Source organism: Sediminibacillus sp. JSM 1682029, assembly GCF_041366435.1.
Lineage (GTDB): Bacteria > Bacillota > Bacilli > Bacillales > Amphibacillaceae > Sediminibacillus > Sediminibacillus terrae.
Genome location: NZ_JBEWYY010000017.1, coordinates 49,313 through 66,046, shown reverse-complemented (window position 1 = coordinate 66,046; position 16,734 = coordinate 49,313). Strand labels below are relative to the sequence as shown.

Below are 16,734 nucleotides of genomic sequence, written 5' to 3'. Positions count from 1 at the left end.
CCAGCGTTCGTCCTGAGCCAAGATCAAACTCTCCATAATAGTTGAGCTTGCTTGCTCGTTCAAAAAACTAGCTTGTATATCTTGCTTGACATACTGGTTGTTTTGTTCAGTTTTCAAAGATCAAATTATAATGTGTCGTTTTTGGCGACGAAATATAATATAACATGGTTACAAGTAAGTGTCAATGTTTTTTGGAACAAAATATTTTTAATGTTGAACACAGACATTTAGCGCTGACTTGCAACAAAAAATAATATACCACATCACCATTTGATTATCAATAGTAAATTTTAAAGGCTTCCTGCCTATTCCCTTTTAAAGACTTGGCCCCCGTACATCATGCTTGGTTATCCTCGCTGATTTTCATCTCCAGACTATTCAAACCCAAATGACTGGTATCGGGTATGACCCAATCCGCTTCCGCTAGATACTTCTCTTTCCCGATTCCAACAGCATACATCCCCGCTGCTTTGATTGCCTTTACACCAGAACTTGCATCCTCAATACCGACACAATGCGCTGTAGGAACCCCAAGTTGCTTCGCTGCAGTCACAAACACTTCGGGGTCAGGTTTCCCCCGTTCCACTTTGGCAGCATCAACCACCGTATCCAGTAAGTTTGTCACCTGTAATCGTTCAATGACAGTCTGTGCATTCTTGCTTGCGGATGCAAGACCCGTTTTTATGCCAGCTTGTTTTACTTCTTTCATAAATGATTCTACACCAGGCAATAAATCGTTTGGGCTGACCTTTTGTATAAGTTCCTGATAGTGTTCATTCTTCTTTTCCGCCAATTGTCTTTTTTCTTCTGCTGTATAAGTTTGATGACTTTGCTGAAGAATTAACTCCAAAGAGTCGACTCGGCTCAATCCTTTTAGCTGTTCATTAAAGGAACGATCAAAAGAGATATTCAATTCGTCTGCCAGAGCTTTCCAAGCCAAATAATGATATTCCGCTGTATCGGTTATCACGCCGTCCAAGTCATAAATGATTGCTTCTATCTCCATCATGACCACCCTCCATGCTGATAATATCCATTACCATGACTATACCACAAAGAGAATGGGTGTTAATCGTCCTTCTCAACTCAATATGTACTTTCTGCACTCCTTATCCTCAGCAACCTTGCGAAACAATTGAAAGAGAATACGGTAACGTTCCCTCATTGCCCGTCTCACTATATGATCAATCCGATCATCCTGCATATCCAATAAGAGTTCCTCCAACTCCCGTTTTATGAGGTACTCCATTTCCTTCCGTTCTCTTTCGTCGACTAACAGTCCTACCATTCAATCGCCCCCAATAAGTGTATAAATGTTCTACTATGATACCCGTCCTTCCCTTTTTTATAATAGGCCGCCTACAAACGGAAAATTCAAAAACTTATGGATGGAAAATCTTCTTTCCCTTTGGTTCATGAACGGACGTTGTCCATCATAAAATAAAGCAAGTCCTAAAGGAGGGGAGCAATGGAACATTTTTATGTCATGAAAGTGAACCGATGGAAGCGCTGGGCCTTCATCGTAGTGGCGGCACTTTTTTCTGCATTTATTATATGGGTGGACAATGAAAGTAGTTTATCTGTTTTTTCTACGAAGGAAAGTCCGGCCGCATTAAGTAAAGGGAGTGAACAGGATCCAAATATCGCCCTTACCTTCAATATTAGCTGGGGAAACGAAAAAGTGGAACCGATCTTGGAACAATTGAACAAGCATGAAGTAAAAGCCACCTTCTTCTTGAGTGGCGAATGGGCTGAACGGCATCCGGAAATCGTTGACAAAATTGTAGAGAAACACGAAATCGGCATGCTGGGATATCGTTACAAGAGCTACTTGAAGCAAGAGAAGGAACAAGTAAGAAAAGACTTATTGTATGCAAAAGAAGTGTTCCGCAAGCTTGGATACCCCGATACCAAGCTGCTTCGTACACCAAGCGGCCATTTTGACAAAGAAATACTGAAAATGGCCGAAGAGTTGGGGTTCGACGTCATTCAGTGGAACGTAAATCCGCATGACTGGCAAAATCCCGGGGAACAAGAAATCATCGACGAGGTGATGAAAAATACAACCAACGGAGACATTATCCTTCTCCATGCATCCGATTCCGTCAAACAGACTCCAGGAGCATTGAAAACACTGCTTCCCGGATTAAAGAACAAGGGCTTTCAGTATGTCACCATTTCAGAATTGATTTCCAGGATAGAAGCAAAGTCCAAAACAATTGATTAATATTTGAAAAAAAGCAAGCGTTTATTATTTACGCTTGCTTTTTTGTTTTTTATTCTGTTTTTTCACAGGATTGGCTGCAGAAGTTAATTCCTTTCCTTCCTCTGCCGCTTTTTGGTTGGTGATCCGATGGAGCAATAATAATTGATAAGTGTTACATAATAATAACGGAATAATCATCAACCATTCGTAATCGCTCCCAGTCGACCGCAAACCAGGCACCCATTCAATGGAAGTGACCACAAACATAAAAAACAACGCCGGGATAAACGCCTTGGCATTGGTTTCATTTGCTTTGATTCTGGCTATTATCAAGCTGTACCCGAACAATACAGCAGCCACCAGCAAATAGACAAAGATGGATGTTTCCCCGTCAGCAGACTTGTAACGGAAATAAATTAAATCAAACAAAGTGAAGAGAATCAGCACTACCTGGATCGGCAGCCAAAGTCTCCTGAACATTCCCAGTCCGAATTGGTTGATGGTCAAATAAGCAAAGAACCCCATTTGGCTGATCAAACTGAATACCAGTCCGAGGGCGGTGAAGAATATTACTAAACCTAATAGTTCAAAAAGGTCGACCGGCTGAAGATATTCCCCATAAGAACCGGCTTTTACAAAAAAACTGGTCACCAGGGTGGAAACAGCTCCAACCAGCAGGGTAGTTAAAAACATGCGAACCCAATTTCTACTGTTCACTCGATATCCTCCTAATTAATATACCTTGTCCCTAACGTATTTTATCATGAATCCCCCGTTTTTTCTTCAGCAATACATAATTTTTCTGCTTCTAACCATATTAAGACTAAGTGAGTGCAAATAAAAGGAGTGGATCCTGTGTGTTTAAACTCATGCCACATTTATTACTATGTATATCCCTTCTCCTGTTAAGCTCATGTGGTGGCGGTGGTAACACCACGAGCGGAGAAGAAGGCAACTATGATACAACCAAGAAAATGGTTACCGATATATTGAAGACGGACGAAGGTAAAAAAGCCATCACGGAAGTACTTTCCGATGAGGAAATGCAGAAGACCTATGTGATTGAAGGAAATACAGTAAAAGACTCCGTCGAAAAAGCTTTAACTTCAGAAGAAGGAAAAAAGTACTGGACAAAAATGTTTGACGACCCGAAGTTTGTCGAGTCGTTTTCCAAAGCCATCCAGGACCAGCACAAAGATGTATTAAAAGGCTTGATGAGTGATTCGTCGTTCCAAAAACAAATGATCGAGTTATTTCAAAACCCGGAAATGACTGAGCAGATGGTAAGTGCCATGAAAAGCCAGCAATTCCGCGAGCATCTGGAAAAAACAATACAGGAAACGATGGATTCCCCTATGTTCAAAGCCCAAATGAGCGAGATAATTTTAAAAGCAGCAGAAGAAATGAAACCATCACAAGGCTCTGGACAAGATCAGAGCGGCGGTGGCGGCGGAAGCGGGCAAAGCCAGGGTGGACAACAGGGCTCTGGGCAGGGATCCGATGGGGGCGGAGGCGGAGGTTGATCCTTCTCTTGTTAAACATAAAGAGCAGTCCAGAAAAGGACTGCTCTCTTTTTTTAAAAATTTATTCGAAGCTGTCGATCACTTTTGCAGCAATTTTGCGGTATTCTTTCCCGTTCGGATGATCTTCCTGGTAAACGGAAGGGGCAAATACATCCTCTTCTTCATAAGGCTGCTGCAGTGGCAGCTGGCCGATCACCTTTGTTTTCAGATATTCAGCCAGTTTTTTTCCGCCGCCTTTTCCAAATACATATTCTTTTTCCCCGGTAGTCTTGCTTTCAAAATAAGCCATGTTCTCTACAATCCCGATGATTTCATGTTCGGTTTGCATGGCCATTTGCCCGGCTCTTGCTGCAACAAAGGCCGCGGTAGGATGCGGAGTCGTCACAATGATCTCCTTCGAGGAAGGAAGCATGGAATGGACATCCAGAGCAACGTCTCCAGTTCCTGGCGGTAAATCGAGCAGCAAGTAATCAAGCTCTCCCCACTCTACTTCTTTGAAAAAGCTTGTCAGCATTTTTCCCAGCATCGGTCCACGCCAAATGATGGGAGAATTGTCTTCCACAAAAAATCCCATGGATACCAGCTTGACACCAAACCTTTCTACAGGAATGATTTTTTCGCCCCGCACGACTGGACGTTCTTCTACCCCCATCATGTCCGGTACGCTGAATCCATAAATATCAGCATCGATGATGCCGACTTTCTTGCCAAGTCTGGTCAATGCCACAGCCAGGTTAACGGTCACCGTAGACTTTCCGACACCGCCTTTGCCGCTGGCCACCGCAATAAATTTGGTGTTGGCATTCCCGCCTAGCAGAGAATTCGATTTCTCCTCATCCGCTGCAGGCTGGTACTTCGCAATCACTTCGTCCGGCAGCTGCTCGAAACGAAGTCCGACTGTGTTTGCACCCGCTTTCTTTAATACGTTGACGATCTCCTGTTGGAGCTGCATTTGTTCAGCGGTGTTTGTTTTAGCAATCGCTAATTTCACACTGACATGCTTCTTTTCTTCTTTGATGCGTACTTCCATTACTCCGCCAGTCTTCTCGAACGTTGTATGTAAAAACGGGTCTTCGATTGGATTTAATAATTCTAAAACCTGCTCTTGGGTAAGCAAATTGTGTCACCATCCTTTGATCGCTGTCCTTTTCCCACAATGCTAGTATAACATATCTGTACGGGATGCTAAGTAATACGTTTTCAGGATGGGTAACCCATTTATTATTTATCTTCTCCGTCTTCTGTTGCGTAACGAAGAATGCCCTCATAAATGCTTGCTGCCATTTTCCCCTGGTAATCGTCTGTTTTTAAAAGTTCACGTTCATGCACATTCGATAAAAAACCAATTTCCACTAGCGCTCCCGGAGCTTCGGCATGCTTCAATAAATACATGCTTTTCAACCCAAGTGCCTCCCGTGTGGTATTTTCCAGATTACGTTTGATTTCGTCCTGAATTAATGTCGCCAACCGCTCGTTCGCTCCATCAGAAGGGTAATAAAAAGTTTGCGCTCCGGACCATTGGGTAGCAGGAAGAGCATTCAGATGAATACTGACGAAAAAGTCCGCTTCCTTATCCTTAATGAATTCCACACGATTACGGATATCCTCCGACTTTCTTCGTGACAAACCTCTTGTTTCCTTGGCAGCCAAATCCTCGTCTTTTTCTCTCGTCAAGAATACAAGGGCCCCGGCCTGCTGCAAGTAATTTTGCAGTTTCTTTGCTACACGCAGGGCGATATCCTTTTCCTGTGTATCGTCGCTTCCTTCCGCTCCGCCATCTGGACCGCCATGGCCGGGGTCCAGCACAATCACTTTTCCTGACAATGGCAATGCCCATGAATCCCACGAATCGGTTGATTGTTGAATCGGATATTGAATTAACAGCACCAACAGGACGACACCTAACATCCATAACGCTGCTTTTATGTATTTTTTCATGCTCCCCGGCCTCCTAAACATCTTCCTGTTGTCCACTATATGGGACAAGTCGGATGTTTATGACAGGTTTTACGAGCGTAACCAGATAGCGGCAGTGAAATGGCCAAAAAAAGACTCCCAACCAAATATGGTTGAGAGCCTTTGCTTTTCGAAATATTAACGCTTCGAGAATTGCGGTGCACGACGATACCCTCAAGAGCGTACTTCTTACCTTAAGTAATATAATTTCTCTACTTCTATTTCTTCTATTTAGCTAGTCTAATTCAATTATGATATTTCCAGGTGTCCAACTCCCGTACATCTTAAATGCAATATTTTCACTTCTTTCGGGAATCTCGTACGTGGCTTCTGTAATCACTTTTGTTATTCCTTTGACTCTAATTCCATTCCATGTCGATTCCGTCATTTCATCGAATTCGATAGGATTGAAAAACTCTCCATTCTTATTTATCAGCGGGAATGTTTGTGGTTTATAAACAACACTTCCCTCTCCCGCTTTCTTATGATAGGAAATCCGCAGTGTAATTAATTCTTTCTCTGTCTTAAGGGCCGCTGGAGGGTCAACACGTTCTACCACAACTTCTTTATCCTCCGCTTCAAACACTTTCTCCCCGATTGTCAATGTTTTATAAGCAGTCTCTTTTTCTTGCTCGATGAAATTCTCGGCTTGAACGGATTCGTCCTCCTCTTCCATCATCTCTTCATCAGAAGGGGCAGAAACCTCAAGTGACCCTGCTGTGCCATCGACATCATTAGTAGACGTGTTGCTGGACTGGACCTGTGGGTTGTCTGGAATGGCAAATATCATGATGGCGGCCACTCCGCCAGCCAGGGCAGCCCCGCCAATACTAAATACATAACGGAATGCCTTTTCTGTCTGCCTGGTATTTGAAACTCCTCCACGAAAACCTTCACTTGGCGTAAATTGAACCGCCTTCATTGCAGGAAGGGTGGCTCCAACAATACCGGTAAAGACAGGAATCAAAAGCGTAGCCGTGAAAAAGAAGACAGATTCAGCCGGGAATTGGCTGTAACTAATCGTAATAACGACAAGGGATAGACAAAGGCCGAACACTCCGGCTAGCAATCCAGTGATAGCCCCTTCCCAAAGGACAAGCATCTGTACCGTACTATTCCTCCACCCCAATGCTTTCAGGACAGCGAATTCCGACTGACGCTCGGCAACATTCTGCCACATGATTTCCGCCGTCGTCAGGATAGCAATCAGCAGCGCTACCCCCATCGCGATATAATGCATGACACCAACTTCCATGGCTACAAACTCACCCAGCCAGGTAGTGTACATCGTCCCACGTAATTGAAAGGTGATGAATAAAAAGTAGATCAACATAGCAGTCGGCAGTGCAATTGATACAATGGATAATAACGCTCTTTTCCATTGGGTCATCAATTGATTAGCTGCCATTCCGAAGCTCGTGAAGGCTTGAAAGCTATGTCTTTTCTTTGCTGTCACTTCTCCTCTCTTAATCGTTTCATATGGAGAAATTCGCCGTACGAGAATACTTGGAATGAATGAACCCGACAAGTAAATCGACAGCCCGAATATGGCGATGGACAGCAGTCTCCATATGGAGGTCTGCACATCGTTCGTGACGTAAATGATTCCGAGAATCAACCAGCTGACTAAAGACACAAAGCTCCCAAGGATAAGAGCTTCTATAAATAACAGAAAGCTTAGTTGCTTCGGTCGCCACCCTACAGCAAGCAATAGGGCAAACTCCTTTTTACGTGCATACATCATCATAATATTGGAGGCAAATACATATACGATAGCTACGATGATGACACTGGCGATAACACCGGATAAGCCCATCCTTGACTCTTTGAAAATGGAAATTGAAGAACCAAGCTTAATCCACGGCTGTTCGACCCATCCAAGGCTCTCCTGCTCACCAGAAGCAGGAATGTGGGTAATTGCTGGCTGTGGGGATGATCCCAAGGTGATATCCGTGATCAAACCGGTTTTTTCTTCAATTTCACTGGCAATTCGGTCTAACACTTGTTCACTCGAATCGGACATCTCATCGACTCCCCGCACTTTTACGCGGATTGCCGAAATCGGTTCATCTCCGAGCACTTGAGAAGCAGCCTCGATGGTGGTCAGCAGAAGCGGAGGTTTCGTTAAAAAACCATAAGGATTGTTCAATGGCTTCATCGTCTCTGGAGGGTTGATAGGGTTCTTCTCACTATCCATGACCCATTTTGCGCTTGAAGGAAAATAAGTTTCCATGGGGAGTTCGTTCAGTGGATCCTTGGACAGGTTCAATTGGGAAGGGTCAAATACTCCCTGGAAATCGAGTTCAAGACGGGGCCAGCCTTCACTATTTTCGGAAAACATGGTAATAGGACGGTAGGCATGCTTCTGTGCCAGCGGACTATCCGCAGGAACGGCGTAGGGTTTTACCTGATAAGCAAATGGCCAGCGTTCTCCGAACGGACTGTTGACTTCACGGTAAGTGACGGGGGACGGCCGGAACGCCATCCAATTGAACGAATCGAGTGATGCCTCGTTATGCTCATTGTTTCCTTTGATCAGCTCGATGGTTTTTTGGTGGGATTCTTCTGAGGTGAAGGTAAAGTGATCGATCTGATTTGCTTCCAGGTCGTCGAGGTATTGCTTTCCTCCCTGCTCCTTGACCTGGTTCATGACTTCTTCTTGTTCATCTTGCTGGAATGATTGCTCGATTCTCTCAATGGTATAAGTGGAAGTTCCTTCGACAAACGACTCGGTGCTCAACAGGACAGGGATTTGAATGTTTTGCAGCCCTCCCCCGATATCTTTGACTGTTACAGATGATTTATTGTTGAAAAATCTCCTGGTTTGCTCCGTTTTATCCGAAATAGCATCATTCAATCCTGTTAATTGGGCTTCCGCTTCAGGATCGATTCCTGCAACCAGGATATTATTACTGTTGACCAGCTCTCCATTAAATCCTGTTACCCCATATTCCTGCTGGGTGCCTTGCGGAGCCTGCCACCTGCCAATAGTGAAATATAGCGTGTTCTCGTCCTCATAGGTATTGACACCGTTTGTCGTTGCGTTTTGCATATGTAATCGGTATATGCCAGGTTCGTTGTAAGTTACTTTTGCAAGTGTCGTGCCATAATCGACATACCCCATCATTGAGATTGGAGCAGCTGTTTCTATCTCTTGCATGGAGCGGATTGCTTCATATTGATCGAGGGAGATTCCTCCACTCAGCCCACTGAGATAGTTAGGTTCCAGTAACTGTTTATCTTCTGTGACGCTTCTGCTTCCTGGAGGACGGACGACTATATCATAAGAAGACTTCCAGCGTTTCTGCAGTTCATCGACGATGGTTCCTTGACTTGCTTGCGTCGTTCCCACCAGGTAACTTAATCCGATGCTTACAATCAATGCACCGATCAGCAGCAAAATGAATCGTTCCTTATTCCGCCACCAGGAATTCCAAATCAATCGTATCATAGGCCGGATACCCCCGTATCCCTTATGATGCTGCCATCTTTCATTTCGATCATACGATCAGCACGCACAGCCAGGGCTGATTCATGGGTGACAAAAATGACCCCACAGCCTTTCTCCTTATTGAGCCGGAGGAGCAGGTCAAAAATCATTTCGCCTGTTTTGGTATCCAGGTTGCCGGTAGGTTCGTCCGCCAACAGCCAATGCGGCTCATGGATTAAAGCTCTGGCTACAGCCACACGCTGCTGCTGCCCTCCTGAAAGCTGGGAAGGGAGAGAATTCATTTTATCTCCAAGTCCTACCTCTTCCAGTAATTGTTTCGCCCGCTCCTTTTTATCATAAGAAACCTTCCGGGATAACAACGGGGCCATCACATTCTCAAGAGCCGTCAGAGTAGGCAATAGGTGATACTGTTGAAAAACAAACCCAATATTCTCAAATCGAAAATCAGCTAATTCTTTTGAATTAAACCCTTTCAAGTCTAATTTTCCATAGTGCACAGTCCCCCCTGATGGTTTATCCAATGTTCCGACCAGGCTTAAAAAAGTGGACTTGCCTGATCCAGATGAACCCACAATAGAGACGAACTCTCCTTCTTTGAACTCCACATTCACTTGATTAAGAGCGATTGTATTTACACCGTCACCTTTAAACTCCTTATGCAGTTGAATACATTTTATGGTATGTGTCATATTCCCCTCCCCCATTGTAAGTGTTTTATGGCTTCTATCTTTTTTGCTTCTAAAGTATACATTATACAACTATGTTATAAATCCTTTATCTAAAACTTTGTTGGAGACATGTACACACACCACCTATCTGCTCTTTTGTTTCTTTGAACAATTCAACGGTAGAGATAGGAGCTTTTTGTAATTTTTTGTGGAATTTTTCTAATACCCGACAGATAGTGCAGAGCCCAAAAAAAGACTCCCAACCAAATATGGTTGAGAGCCTTTGCTTTTCGAAATATTAACGCTTCGAGAATTGCGGTGCACGACGAGCGCCTTTAAGACCGTATTTCTTACGTTCTTTCATGCGGGAGTCGCGAGTAAGGTAGCCTTCTCTTTTAAGAGCAGAGCGGTATTCTGGATCTGCTTCCAACAAAGCACGGGCTACACCGTGGCGGATTGCGCCAGCTTGGCCGGTAAATCCTCCACCGTCTACGTTTACTAGTACATCGTAGCTTCCTTCTGTTTCTGTAGCAGCTAGAGGCTGCTTAATGATTGTACGAAGTGTTTCGTATGGGAAATAGCTTTCAGCGTCACGTTTATTGACAACGATACGTCCAGTCCCTGGTACTAAACGCACGCGTGCAGTTGAGCTTTTACGGCGTCCGGTGCCGTAGTATTGTACTTGTGCCACTATCGTTTACCTCCTTTTAATTATCCGCGAAGCTGGTATGCTTCAGGTTTTTGTGCTTGATGATTATGATCCGGGCCACGGAATACGTGCAATTTCTTACCCATTTTACGGCCAAGGCTGCCTTTTGGAAGCATACCTTTCACTGTAAGTTCGAGCATTTGCTCAGGGTATTTCGTACGCATTTCGTTCGCATTACGCTGCTTCAAACCACCTGGATGGTTGGAGTGACGGTAATACATTTTGTCATTAAGCTTGTTACCAGTAAGTTCGATTTTTTCTGCGTTTACGATGATTACATGATCGCCTGTGTCAGCATGCGGTGTGTATGTTGGTTTGTGCTTGCCGCGAAGAATAGCAGCAACTTCACTTGCCAAACGTCCAAGCGTTTGTCCTTCAGCATCCACAACAAGCCACTTGCGTTCAATATTATTTTCATTCGCCATGAAAGTTGTGCGCATGTTCAGTACCTCCTGAATTTCAATTTCCATAATCTTTTATCTAACTTCGACTTCCCAAATCCACGGAATCAGGACGATAACTCCACTTGTCGTTTTCTGTTCTTCCTTACTCGAATGGACTGGGCAGATTGCGTATTTCATCTATTCTACACGAATTAACTTTCCGGGGCTAATCGTGGTATAGAAATAAAATGCCATTAATCATACTATAACAATTAAGGAGGGATGTCAAGGAAATGTTACACTAGGAACCGTTGTTTTATAATGGATTTTTTTCACTTTCCGAATAGGTGACATTCCATAGAAACAAACCTTGCGGCGGCGCTGTTTCACCGGCGGCTTTGCGGTCTTCAGCGGCAATCACTTGCGGGATCGAAGAAGCCGGTCTTTTCCCTTTGCCAATTTCCAGCAATGTTCCCACCAAAATTCGCACCATATTGTATAAAAAACCGCTGCCTTTAAAGGAAAAAATGATCATGTTTCCATCCCTGTGACAACCAGCCTGATAAATCGTGCGGATTTTATCCCCTTGCAAGTCTGTTTTAGCGGAACAGAAAGAAGAAAAATCATGCCTGCCTTCTAACTGTGCACAAGCTTTCTGGATCGCTTCGATATCGAATTCTCCGTTCCTGCGCCAGCAAAAGTGCCGTTGGAATACATCGTTTTCCTCTGCATTCAATACAAAATAACGGTACTCCTTTTCCTTTACATCATAGCGTGAGTGAAACGCATCCTTTACTTTCTCCGCCTTGATTACTCGCACATCGTCTGGCAGCAAGGCATTTAAAGCTTTTTTCCAATTGGGCTCCGGCATCTGAATATCGGAATCAAAATGGATGACCTGACCTTTTGCATGGACACCGGCATCGGTTCGTCCTGATGCTACTACTCTAACGAAGTCGCCTTTATGGACTTTCGTCAACGCTTTTTCTATTTCTTCTTGTACAGTACGTCCATTCGGTTGGATTTGATATCCAGAAAACCCAGTTCCATCATAGCTAATAGTACATTTTATCCGTCCCACTGTCTTATAAACCCACTTTCTTAGTCACGTATGATAAATAATAAAATAACCACAAAAGCAAACAGCGCATATACGCTGATATCCAGCCGGCCGGTTTTCAATTCTCTCAGCTTTGTCCTTCCTTCGCCACCTTGATATCCTCTTGCTTCCATGGCCATCGCCAACTCTTCTGCCCGTTTAAAAGCACTGATGAACAATGGAACCAATAATGGTACAACTGCCTGTATCCGCTCTTTAGCGGTTCCCGTCCGGAAATCCACTCCTCTTGAGGCTTGGGCCTTGGAGATTTTCTCTGTTTCCTGCATCAAAGTGGGAATGAATCGGAGAGAAATCGACATCATCAATGCCAGCTCATGGACAGGAAACTTTACTTTTTTCAATGGCTGGAGCAAGCTTTCGATGGCATCGGTGATTTCGATCGGAGTCGTCGTTAAAGTCAGGAGCGAGGTAACCATGATTAACAGGAAAAACCGCAACGATATGGCAGCTCCTTGTGCAACAGCCCCAGAATAAATCGGATAGGAAAAAACACGGAAGAGAACTTCCCCTTCTTTTGTGACGATTAAATGCAGCAGCAGCGTAAAAACAATCAAAAACCATACCGGGGTCAGTCCCTTAAGTATATAAGAAAAATGAATGCGGGTTGTAAGCGCGCACAGCAGGGAAAACACGGTCAATAGCCCATAGCTCCAGACAGAATTTGCAAAAAACACCACGATGACAAATAAAAAAATGATGATCATTTTGGTGCGCGGATCTAAACGATGGACGATGGATTCTCCTGGGACATATTGACCTATAATAAAGGCATTATTCATATCGACTTACCCCTTTCACGATCAACGCCAACTCTTCCGCTAATTCCTGAATGGTCTGTCCGTGATAGGAGAGATCCGCTTGAAATCTTTCTTTCGCTTTTGTTATGAATTGGATGACTTCTGGAACATCGAGTTGAACCTTTCGGAGGTCTGCTTGTCTGGTAAAAACATCTTCAGGTTTGCCTTCCAAATATTTTTCCCCTTTATTTAGAATGATGACATGATCTGCATAGGCCAGAGCATCTTCCATACTGTGGGTGACCAAAATAGTCGTCAAACTTTTTTGTTTATGAAGGCGATGAAACATATCCATCATTTCTTTTTGTCCTTTCGGGTCAAGACCGGCTGTAGGCTCGTCCAAAACAAGCAGCTCGGGCTGAACAGCCAGCACCCCTGCTATTGCTACTCTCCTCATTTGTCCCCCGCTTAACTCGAAAGGCGATCGGACAAGCAACTCTTCCGGCAGCTGGACAGCTGACATTGCCTCGCCTACACGCTTTTCGACCTCTTGACGATCAACACCAAAGTTCAAAGGGCCAAAAGCAATGTCCTTGAAAACCGTTTCCTCGAACAATTGATGTTCCGGATATTGAAAGACAATCCCCACCTTGCTCCTCAGTTCTTTGATCCCCTTGAGCTTACCTTCTGGCTGCAGGCGATAGGAACCGATGACTACTTCCCCAGATGAAGGCTTCAACAAACCGTTTAAGTGTTGAATCAATGTCGACTTTCCCGATCCTGTGTGTCCGATAATGGCGGTGAAAGATCCTGAAGAGACATCCATACTCAGGTCATTGATGGCTCTGTGTTCAAATGGTGTATTGGGTTGATACGTATAGCTTACCTGTTTAAATGAAATCTCCATAGTTCCTCCAGCAGCTCGTCATGGTTTAAAGGTTCTGAATCAAGAATAACATCCCGATCAGTTAATTCAGCAGCGAGTTTGGTAACAAAAGGTATATCCAAACCTATTTCTTTTAGTTCATCCCGCTTGGCGAAGATGTCTTTGGGGGAAGCTTCCATCCATACCTTCCCCTCATTCATCACGAGCACCCGATCTGCCAACGTCACTTCATTCAGATCGTGTGTGATGGTGACAAGCGATACATCATCTTGTTCTTTTACCGTTTTTACTGTTTCGATTATTTCCTTTCTACCATTGGGATCAAGCATGGCAGTAGCTTCATCTAAAATGATGATCTGTGGGGAAACGGCCAAAACACCTGCTATCGCCACGCGTTGCTTCTGACCGCCGGATAAGCGATGGGGTTCATGTAGTTCATAGCCTTCCATTCTTACTGCTGCAAGACTGTCTTTTAGCCGTTTGATCATTTCTTCTCTGGGTATCCCTCTGTTCTCCAATCCGAAAGCCACATCGTCCCGGACTGTGGTACCGACAAACTGGTTATCCGGGTTTTGGAAGACCATTCCAACTTGCTTACGGATTTCCCATATGGTTTCTTCATTTATTTCCAGTCCATTGATCAGAATTTTGCCCTTCTGTGGAAATAAGAGACCGTTCATCAATTTCGCTATCGTCGATTTTCCAGACCCATTGTGACCAATCACCGCCACCCATTCAGACCTGCTGATTTCAAAGCTGACATCTTGCAGTACCCACGGCAAGTCTTCTCCATAACGGAACCAGACGTGTTCAAATTTCAATACATTCTTCCCCATCTTCATCCCCCCTTAGGCTGTTCGACGAATATTTCCCCGGAAATAACAAACTGTCGAACCAACTCACATCGGCTTCTAAAGAAAGCGCCAAACGTGTTTATGCCCGAAAAACCAAGCGCAGCCTCTCCGTGGCAGTTCTTCGCTATGCACAGGAGGGACAGACCCCCAAGGGAATAAGCGAACATAACGCCATAGACTGCTAAATGAATATAAAACAAAAAAGGGCCGGGATTCACCTCATGGAAGAGATTCTGTCCTGCCCTTCAAGCAATTGCTTTTAAAGTTAAACCAACTCGATAATCGCCATTTCTGCACCGTCTCCACGACGAGGTCCCAGCTTAAGGACTCGAGTGTAACCGCCTTGACGCTCTTCATAGCGTGCAGCGATATCAGAGAATAGCTTTTGGATGACATCTTCGTTTTCGTTTGCTTCTGCATTGTATAGGAATGCAGCTGCTTGACGACGGGCGTGAAGATCGCCGCGCTTACCAAGCGTAATCATTTTATCAACAACAGAGCGAAGTTCTTTTGCTTTCGCCTCAGTAGTTTCCAATCGTTCATGAATAATCAAGTCTGTGGCAAGGTTGCGAAGTAGTGCCATACGCACATCAGTTGTACGACCTAGTTTTCTAGCCATGGATTATCCCTCCCTTTTTCGAAATATCTAAAGGTGTCTATTCATTTATCAATCTTCTTTGCGTAATCCTAGACCAAGATCCTCTAGTTTATGTTTTACTTCTTCTAATGATTTGCGTCCAAGATTGCGGACCTTCATCATATCTTCTTCCGACTTATGAGCAAGCTCTTGTACCGTATTGATGCCGGCACGCTTCAAACAATTATAAGAACGGACAGATAAATCCAATTCTTCGATTGTCATTTCAAGAACCTTTTCTTTTTGATCTTCTTCTTTCTCGATCATGATTTCCGCACTTTGTGCTTCATCAGTAAGTCCTACGAAAATATTAAGATGCTCCGTATAAATCTTGGCGCCCAATGAAACAGCCTCTTCAGGTCGTATACTTCCATCAGTCCATACATCCAGCGTCAATTTGTCGAAATTGGTGATCTGGCCGACACGCGTATTTTCCACTTGGTAAGTCACTCGTTCCACCGGAGTGAAAATCGAGTCTACCGGAATGACACCAATCGGCAAATCTTCATGATTGTTTGCTTCTGCCGGACGATAACCGCGGCCGCGTTCAGCTGCAATCTTCATGCGAAAATGAGCGTTTTCTCCCAATGTAGCAATATGAAGATCCGGGTTCAATACTTCCACATCACTGTCATAAGTAATGTCGGCAGCTGTAACTTTTCCTTCGCCCTGAACATCGATTTCCAATGTCTTTTCTTCATCGGAATAGATTTTAAGAGCCAATTTTTTCAAATTCAAAATGATGGTTGTCACGTCTTCTACTACTCCATCAATGGTAGAAAACTCATGAAGCACTCCATCAATTTGAATCGATGTCACAGCCGCACCGGGAAGTGAGGATAAAAGGATACGACGCAAGGAGTTTCCTAGTGTAGTACCATATCCACGTTCAAGCGGTTCTACGACGAACTTGCCAAAGGTAGCGTCATCGCTCACCTCGACCGTTTCAATCTTTGGCTTTTCAATCTCAATCATTAATTAAAACCCTCCTTCAAAACGTCGAAACCCCGGTTAGACGTTACCGGTCTAACCGAAATTCCCCAGGTAGGCAGTTACCGTTCTCTGCACTATGCAACTCGTATGCTTTTCTGTCATTTGCGATGCTGTAGGGTAACCAGGTTAGATCAACGATCCTCTGGTCTCCTGCATTTTTAGCTATCATAACCCATTATAGACAGGGTGACAAATTATATACGGATAAATTAAACACGACGACGTTTTGGTGGGCGGCAGCCATTGTGAGGAACTGGCGTTACGTCACGAATAGCTGTAACTTCTAAACCTGCTGCTTGAAGTGAACGGATTGCCGCTTCACGTCCAGCACCAGGACCCTTCACTGTTACTTCCAAGGTTTTCAAACCGTGCTCCATACCTGCTTTCGCAGCAGCTTCAGCAGCCATTTGGGCAGCAAAAGGAGTAGATTTACGGGAGCCTTTGAAACCAAGAGCGCCAGCGCTGCTCCAGCTTACAACGTTACCTTGAACATCCGAGATGGTCACGATAGTGTTGTTGAAAGTCGAACGGATATGAGCTATACCACTGTCAATATTCTTTTTCACACGACGTTTACGTGTATTTGTTTTACTTGCCATTGATTAACTAAC

Annotated in this window: 18 protein-coding genes; 2 read left to right on the top strand and 16 right to left on the bottom strand. The window is 44.2% G+C overall.

Features of this window, described 5'->3' with window-relative positions:
- Positions 1 to 337: 337 nt before the first annotated feature.
- Together pgmB and ABVF09_RS19175 are read right to left on the bottom strand one after the other, a co-directional pair.
- Positions 338 to 1,009, bottom strand: coding sequence for a beta-phosphoglucomutase (pgmB, locus tag ABVF09_RS19180; protein ID WP_371069853.1), 672 nt, complete (start codon positions 1,007 to 1,009; stop codon positions 338 to 340).
- 72 nt (positions 1,010 to 1,081) lie between these two features.
- Entirely contained in the window at positions 1,082 to 1,288 is a 207-nt protein-coding gene (locus ABVF09_RS19175; RefSeq protein ID WP_026569080.1) for a hypothetical protein, read from the bottom strand.
- A 180-nt stretch (positions 1,289 to 1,468) separates the two neighbouring features.
- On the opposite strand from ABVF09_RS19175, the gene pdaB reads away from it, so the two are divergent.
- Positions 1,469 to 2,227 (top strand): polysaccharide deacetylase family sporulation protein PdaB, encoded by a 759-nt coding sequence (gene pdaB / locus ABVF09_RS19170; protein WP_371069852.1) that lies wholly within the window; start codon positions 1,469 to 1,471, stop codon positions 2,225 to 2,227.
- 24 nt (positions 2,228 to 2,251) lie between these two features.
- Here pdaB and ABVF09_RS19165 read toward each other — a convergent pair whose 3' ends face one another.
- On the bottom strand, positions 2,252 to 2,923 hold the full coding sequence (locus tag ABVF09_RS19165; RefSeq protein WP_153461812.1) for a KinB-signaling pathway activation protein: 672 nt from the start codon (positions 2,921 to 2,923) through the stop codon (positions 2,252 to 2,254).
- 140 nt (positions 2,924 to 3,063) lie between these two features.
- Here ABVF09_RS19165 and gerD point away from each other — a divergent pair, with 140 nt between their 5' ends.
- Positions 3,064 to 3,729 carry a spore germination lipoprotein GerD gene (gene gerD / locus ABVF09_RS19160; RefSeq protein ID WP_153461810.1) on the top strand — a complete coding sequence of 222 codons (666 nt, stop codon included), beginning with the start codon at positions 3,064 to 3,066 and terminating at the stop codon, positions 3,727 to 3,729.
- 61 nt (positions 3,730 to 3,790) lie between these two features.
- Here the strand turns inward: gerD and ABVF09_RS19155 are convergent, their stop codons facing one another.
- From ABVF09_RS19155 to rpsK, 13 genes are all read right to left on the bottom strand, one after another.
- A complete protein-coding gene (locus ABVF09_RS19155; RefSeq protein WP_026569077.1) occupies positions 3,791 to 4,846 on the bottom strand; it encodes an Mrp/NBP35 family ATP-binding protein in 1,056 nt (351 codons plus the stop codon).
- 104 nt (positions 4,847 to 4,950) lie between these two features.
- On the bottom strand, positions 4,951 to 5,667 hold the full coding sequence (gene cwlD / locus ABVF09_RS19150; protein ID WP_371069851.1) for an N-acetylmuramoyl-L-alanine amidase CwlD: 717 nt from the start codon (positions 5,665 to 5,667) through the stop codon (positions 4,951 to 4,953).
- Positions 5,668 to 5,920: 253 nt separating this feature from the next.
- Positions 5,921 to 9,136: an ABC transporter permease gene (locus ABVF09_RS19145; RefSeq protein ID WP_371069850.1), complete on the bottom strand. Its 3,216-nt coding sequence runs from the start codon at positions 9,134 to 9,136 to the stop codon at positions 5,921 to 5,923.
- Positions 9,133 to 9,825: an ABC transporter ATP-binding protein gene (locus tag ABVF09_RS19140; protein ID WP_371069849.1), complete on the bottom strand. Its 693-nt coding sequence runs from the start codon at positions 9,823 to 9,825 to the stop codon at positions 9,133 to 9,135. Before ABVF09_RS19140 ends, ABVF09_RS19145 begins: the two co-directional genes overlap by 4 nt.
- A 277-nt stretch (positions 9,826 to 10,102) precedes the next feature.
- Positions 10,103 to 10,495 (bottom strand): 30S ribosomal protein S9, encoded by a 393-nt coding sequence (gene rpsI, locus ABVF09_RS19135; protein WP_026569075.1) that lies wholly within the window; start codon positions 10,493 to 10,495, stop codon positions 10,103 to 10,105.
- A 20-nt stretch (positions 10,496 to 10,515) separates the two neighbouring features.
- Entirely contained in the window at positions 10,516 to 10,953 is a 438-nt protein-coding gene (gene rplM / locus ABVF09_RS19130; protein ID WP_026569074.1) for a 50S ribosomal protein L13, read from the bottom strand.
- A gap of 259 nt (positions 10,954 to 11,212) precedes the next feature.
- Entirely contained in the window at positions 11,213 to 11,977 is a 765-nt protein-coding gene (gene truA / locus ABVF09_RS19125) for a tRNA pseudouridine(38-40) synthase TruA (RefSeq protein ID WP_153461802.1), read from the bottom strand.
- Positions 11,978 to 11,997: 20 nt separating this feature from the next.
- Complete coding sequence (locus tag ABVF09_RS19120; RefSeq protein ID WP_026771001.1) at positions 11,998 to 12,795, bottom strand: energy-coupling factor transporter transmembrane component T family protein; 798 nt, start codon at positions 12,793 to 12,795, stop codon at positions 11,998 to 12,000.
- Positions 12,788 to 13,660 carry an energy-coupling factor ABC transporter ATP-binding protein gene (locus ABVF09_RS19115; protein WP_371069848.1) on the bottom strand — a complete coding sequence of 291 codons (873 nt, stop codon included), beginning with the start codon at positions 13,658 to 13,660 and terminating at the stop codon, positions 12,788 to 12,790. The genes ABVF09_RS19120 and ABVF09_RS19115 overlap by 8 nt, the downstream gene beginning before the upstream one ends.
- Complete coding sequence (locus tag ABVF09_RS19110; RefSeq protein ID WP_026771002.1) at positions 13,636 to 14,475, bottom strand: energy-coupling factor ABC transporter ATP-binding protein; 840 nt, start codon at positions 14,473 to 14,475, stop codon at positions 13,636 to 13,638. The genes ABVF09_RS19115 and ABVF09_RS19110 overlap by 25 nt, the downstream gene beginning before the upstream one ends.
- A gap of 283 nt (positions 14,476 to 14,758) precedes the next feature.
- Positions 14,759 to 15,112 carry a 50S ribosomal protein L17 gene (gene rplQ / locus ABVF09_RS19105; protein WP_026569069.1) on the bottom strand — a complete coding sequence of 118 codons (354 nt, stop codon included), beginning with the start codon at positions 15,110 to 15,112 and terminating at the stop codon, positions 14,759 to 14,761.
- Between the two features lie 48 nt (positions 15,113 to 15,160).
- A complete protein-coding gene (locus tag ABVF09_RS19100; protein WP_026569068.1) occupies positions 15,161 to 16,105 on the bottom strand; it encodes a DNA-directed RNA polymerase subunit alpha in 945 nt (314 codons plus the stop codon).
- A 227-nt stretch (positions 16,106 to 16,332) separates the two neighbouring features.
- Positions 16,333 to 16,722 (bottom strand): 30S ribosomal protein S11, encoded by a 390-nt coding sequence (rpsK, locus tag ABVF09_RS19095; RefSeq protein ID WP_371069847.1) that lies wholly within the window; start codon positions 16,720 to 16,722, stop codon positions 16,333 to 16,335.
- Positions 16,723 to 16,734 lie beyond the last annotated feature (12 nt).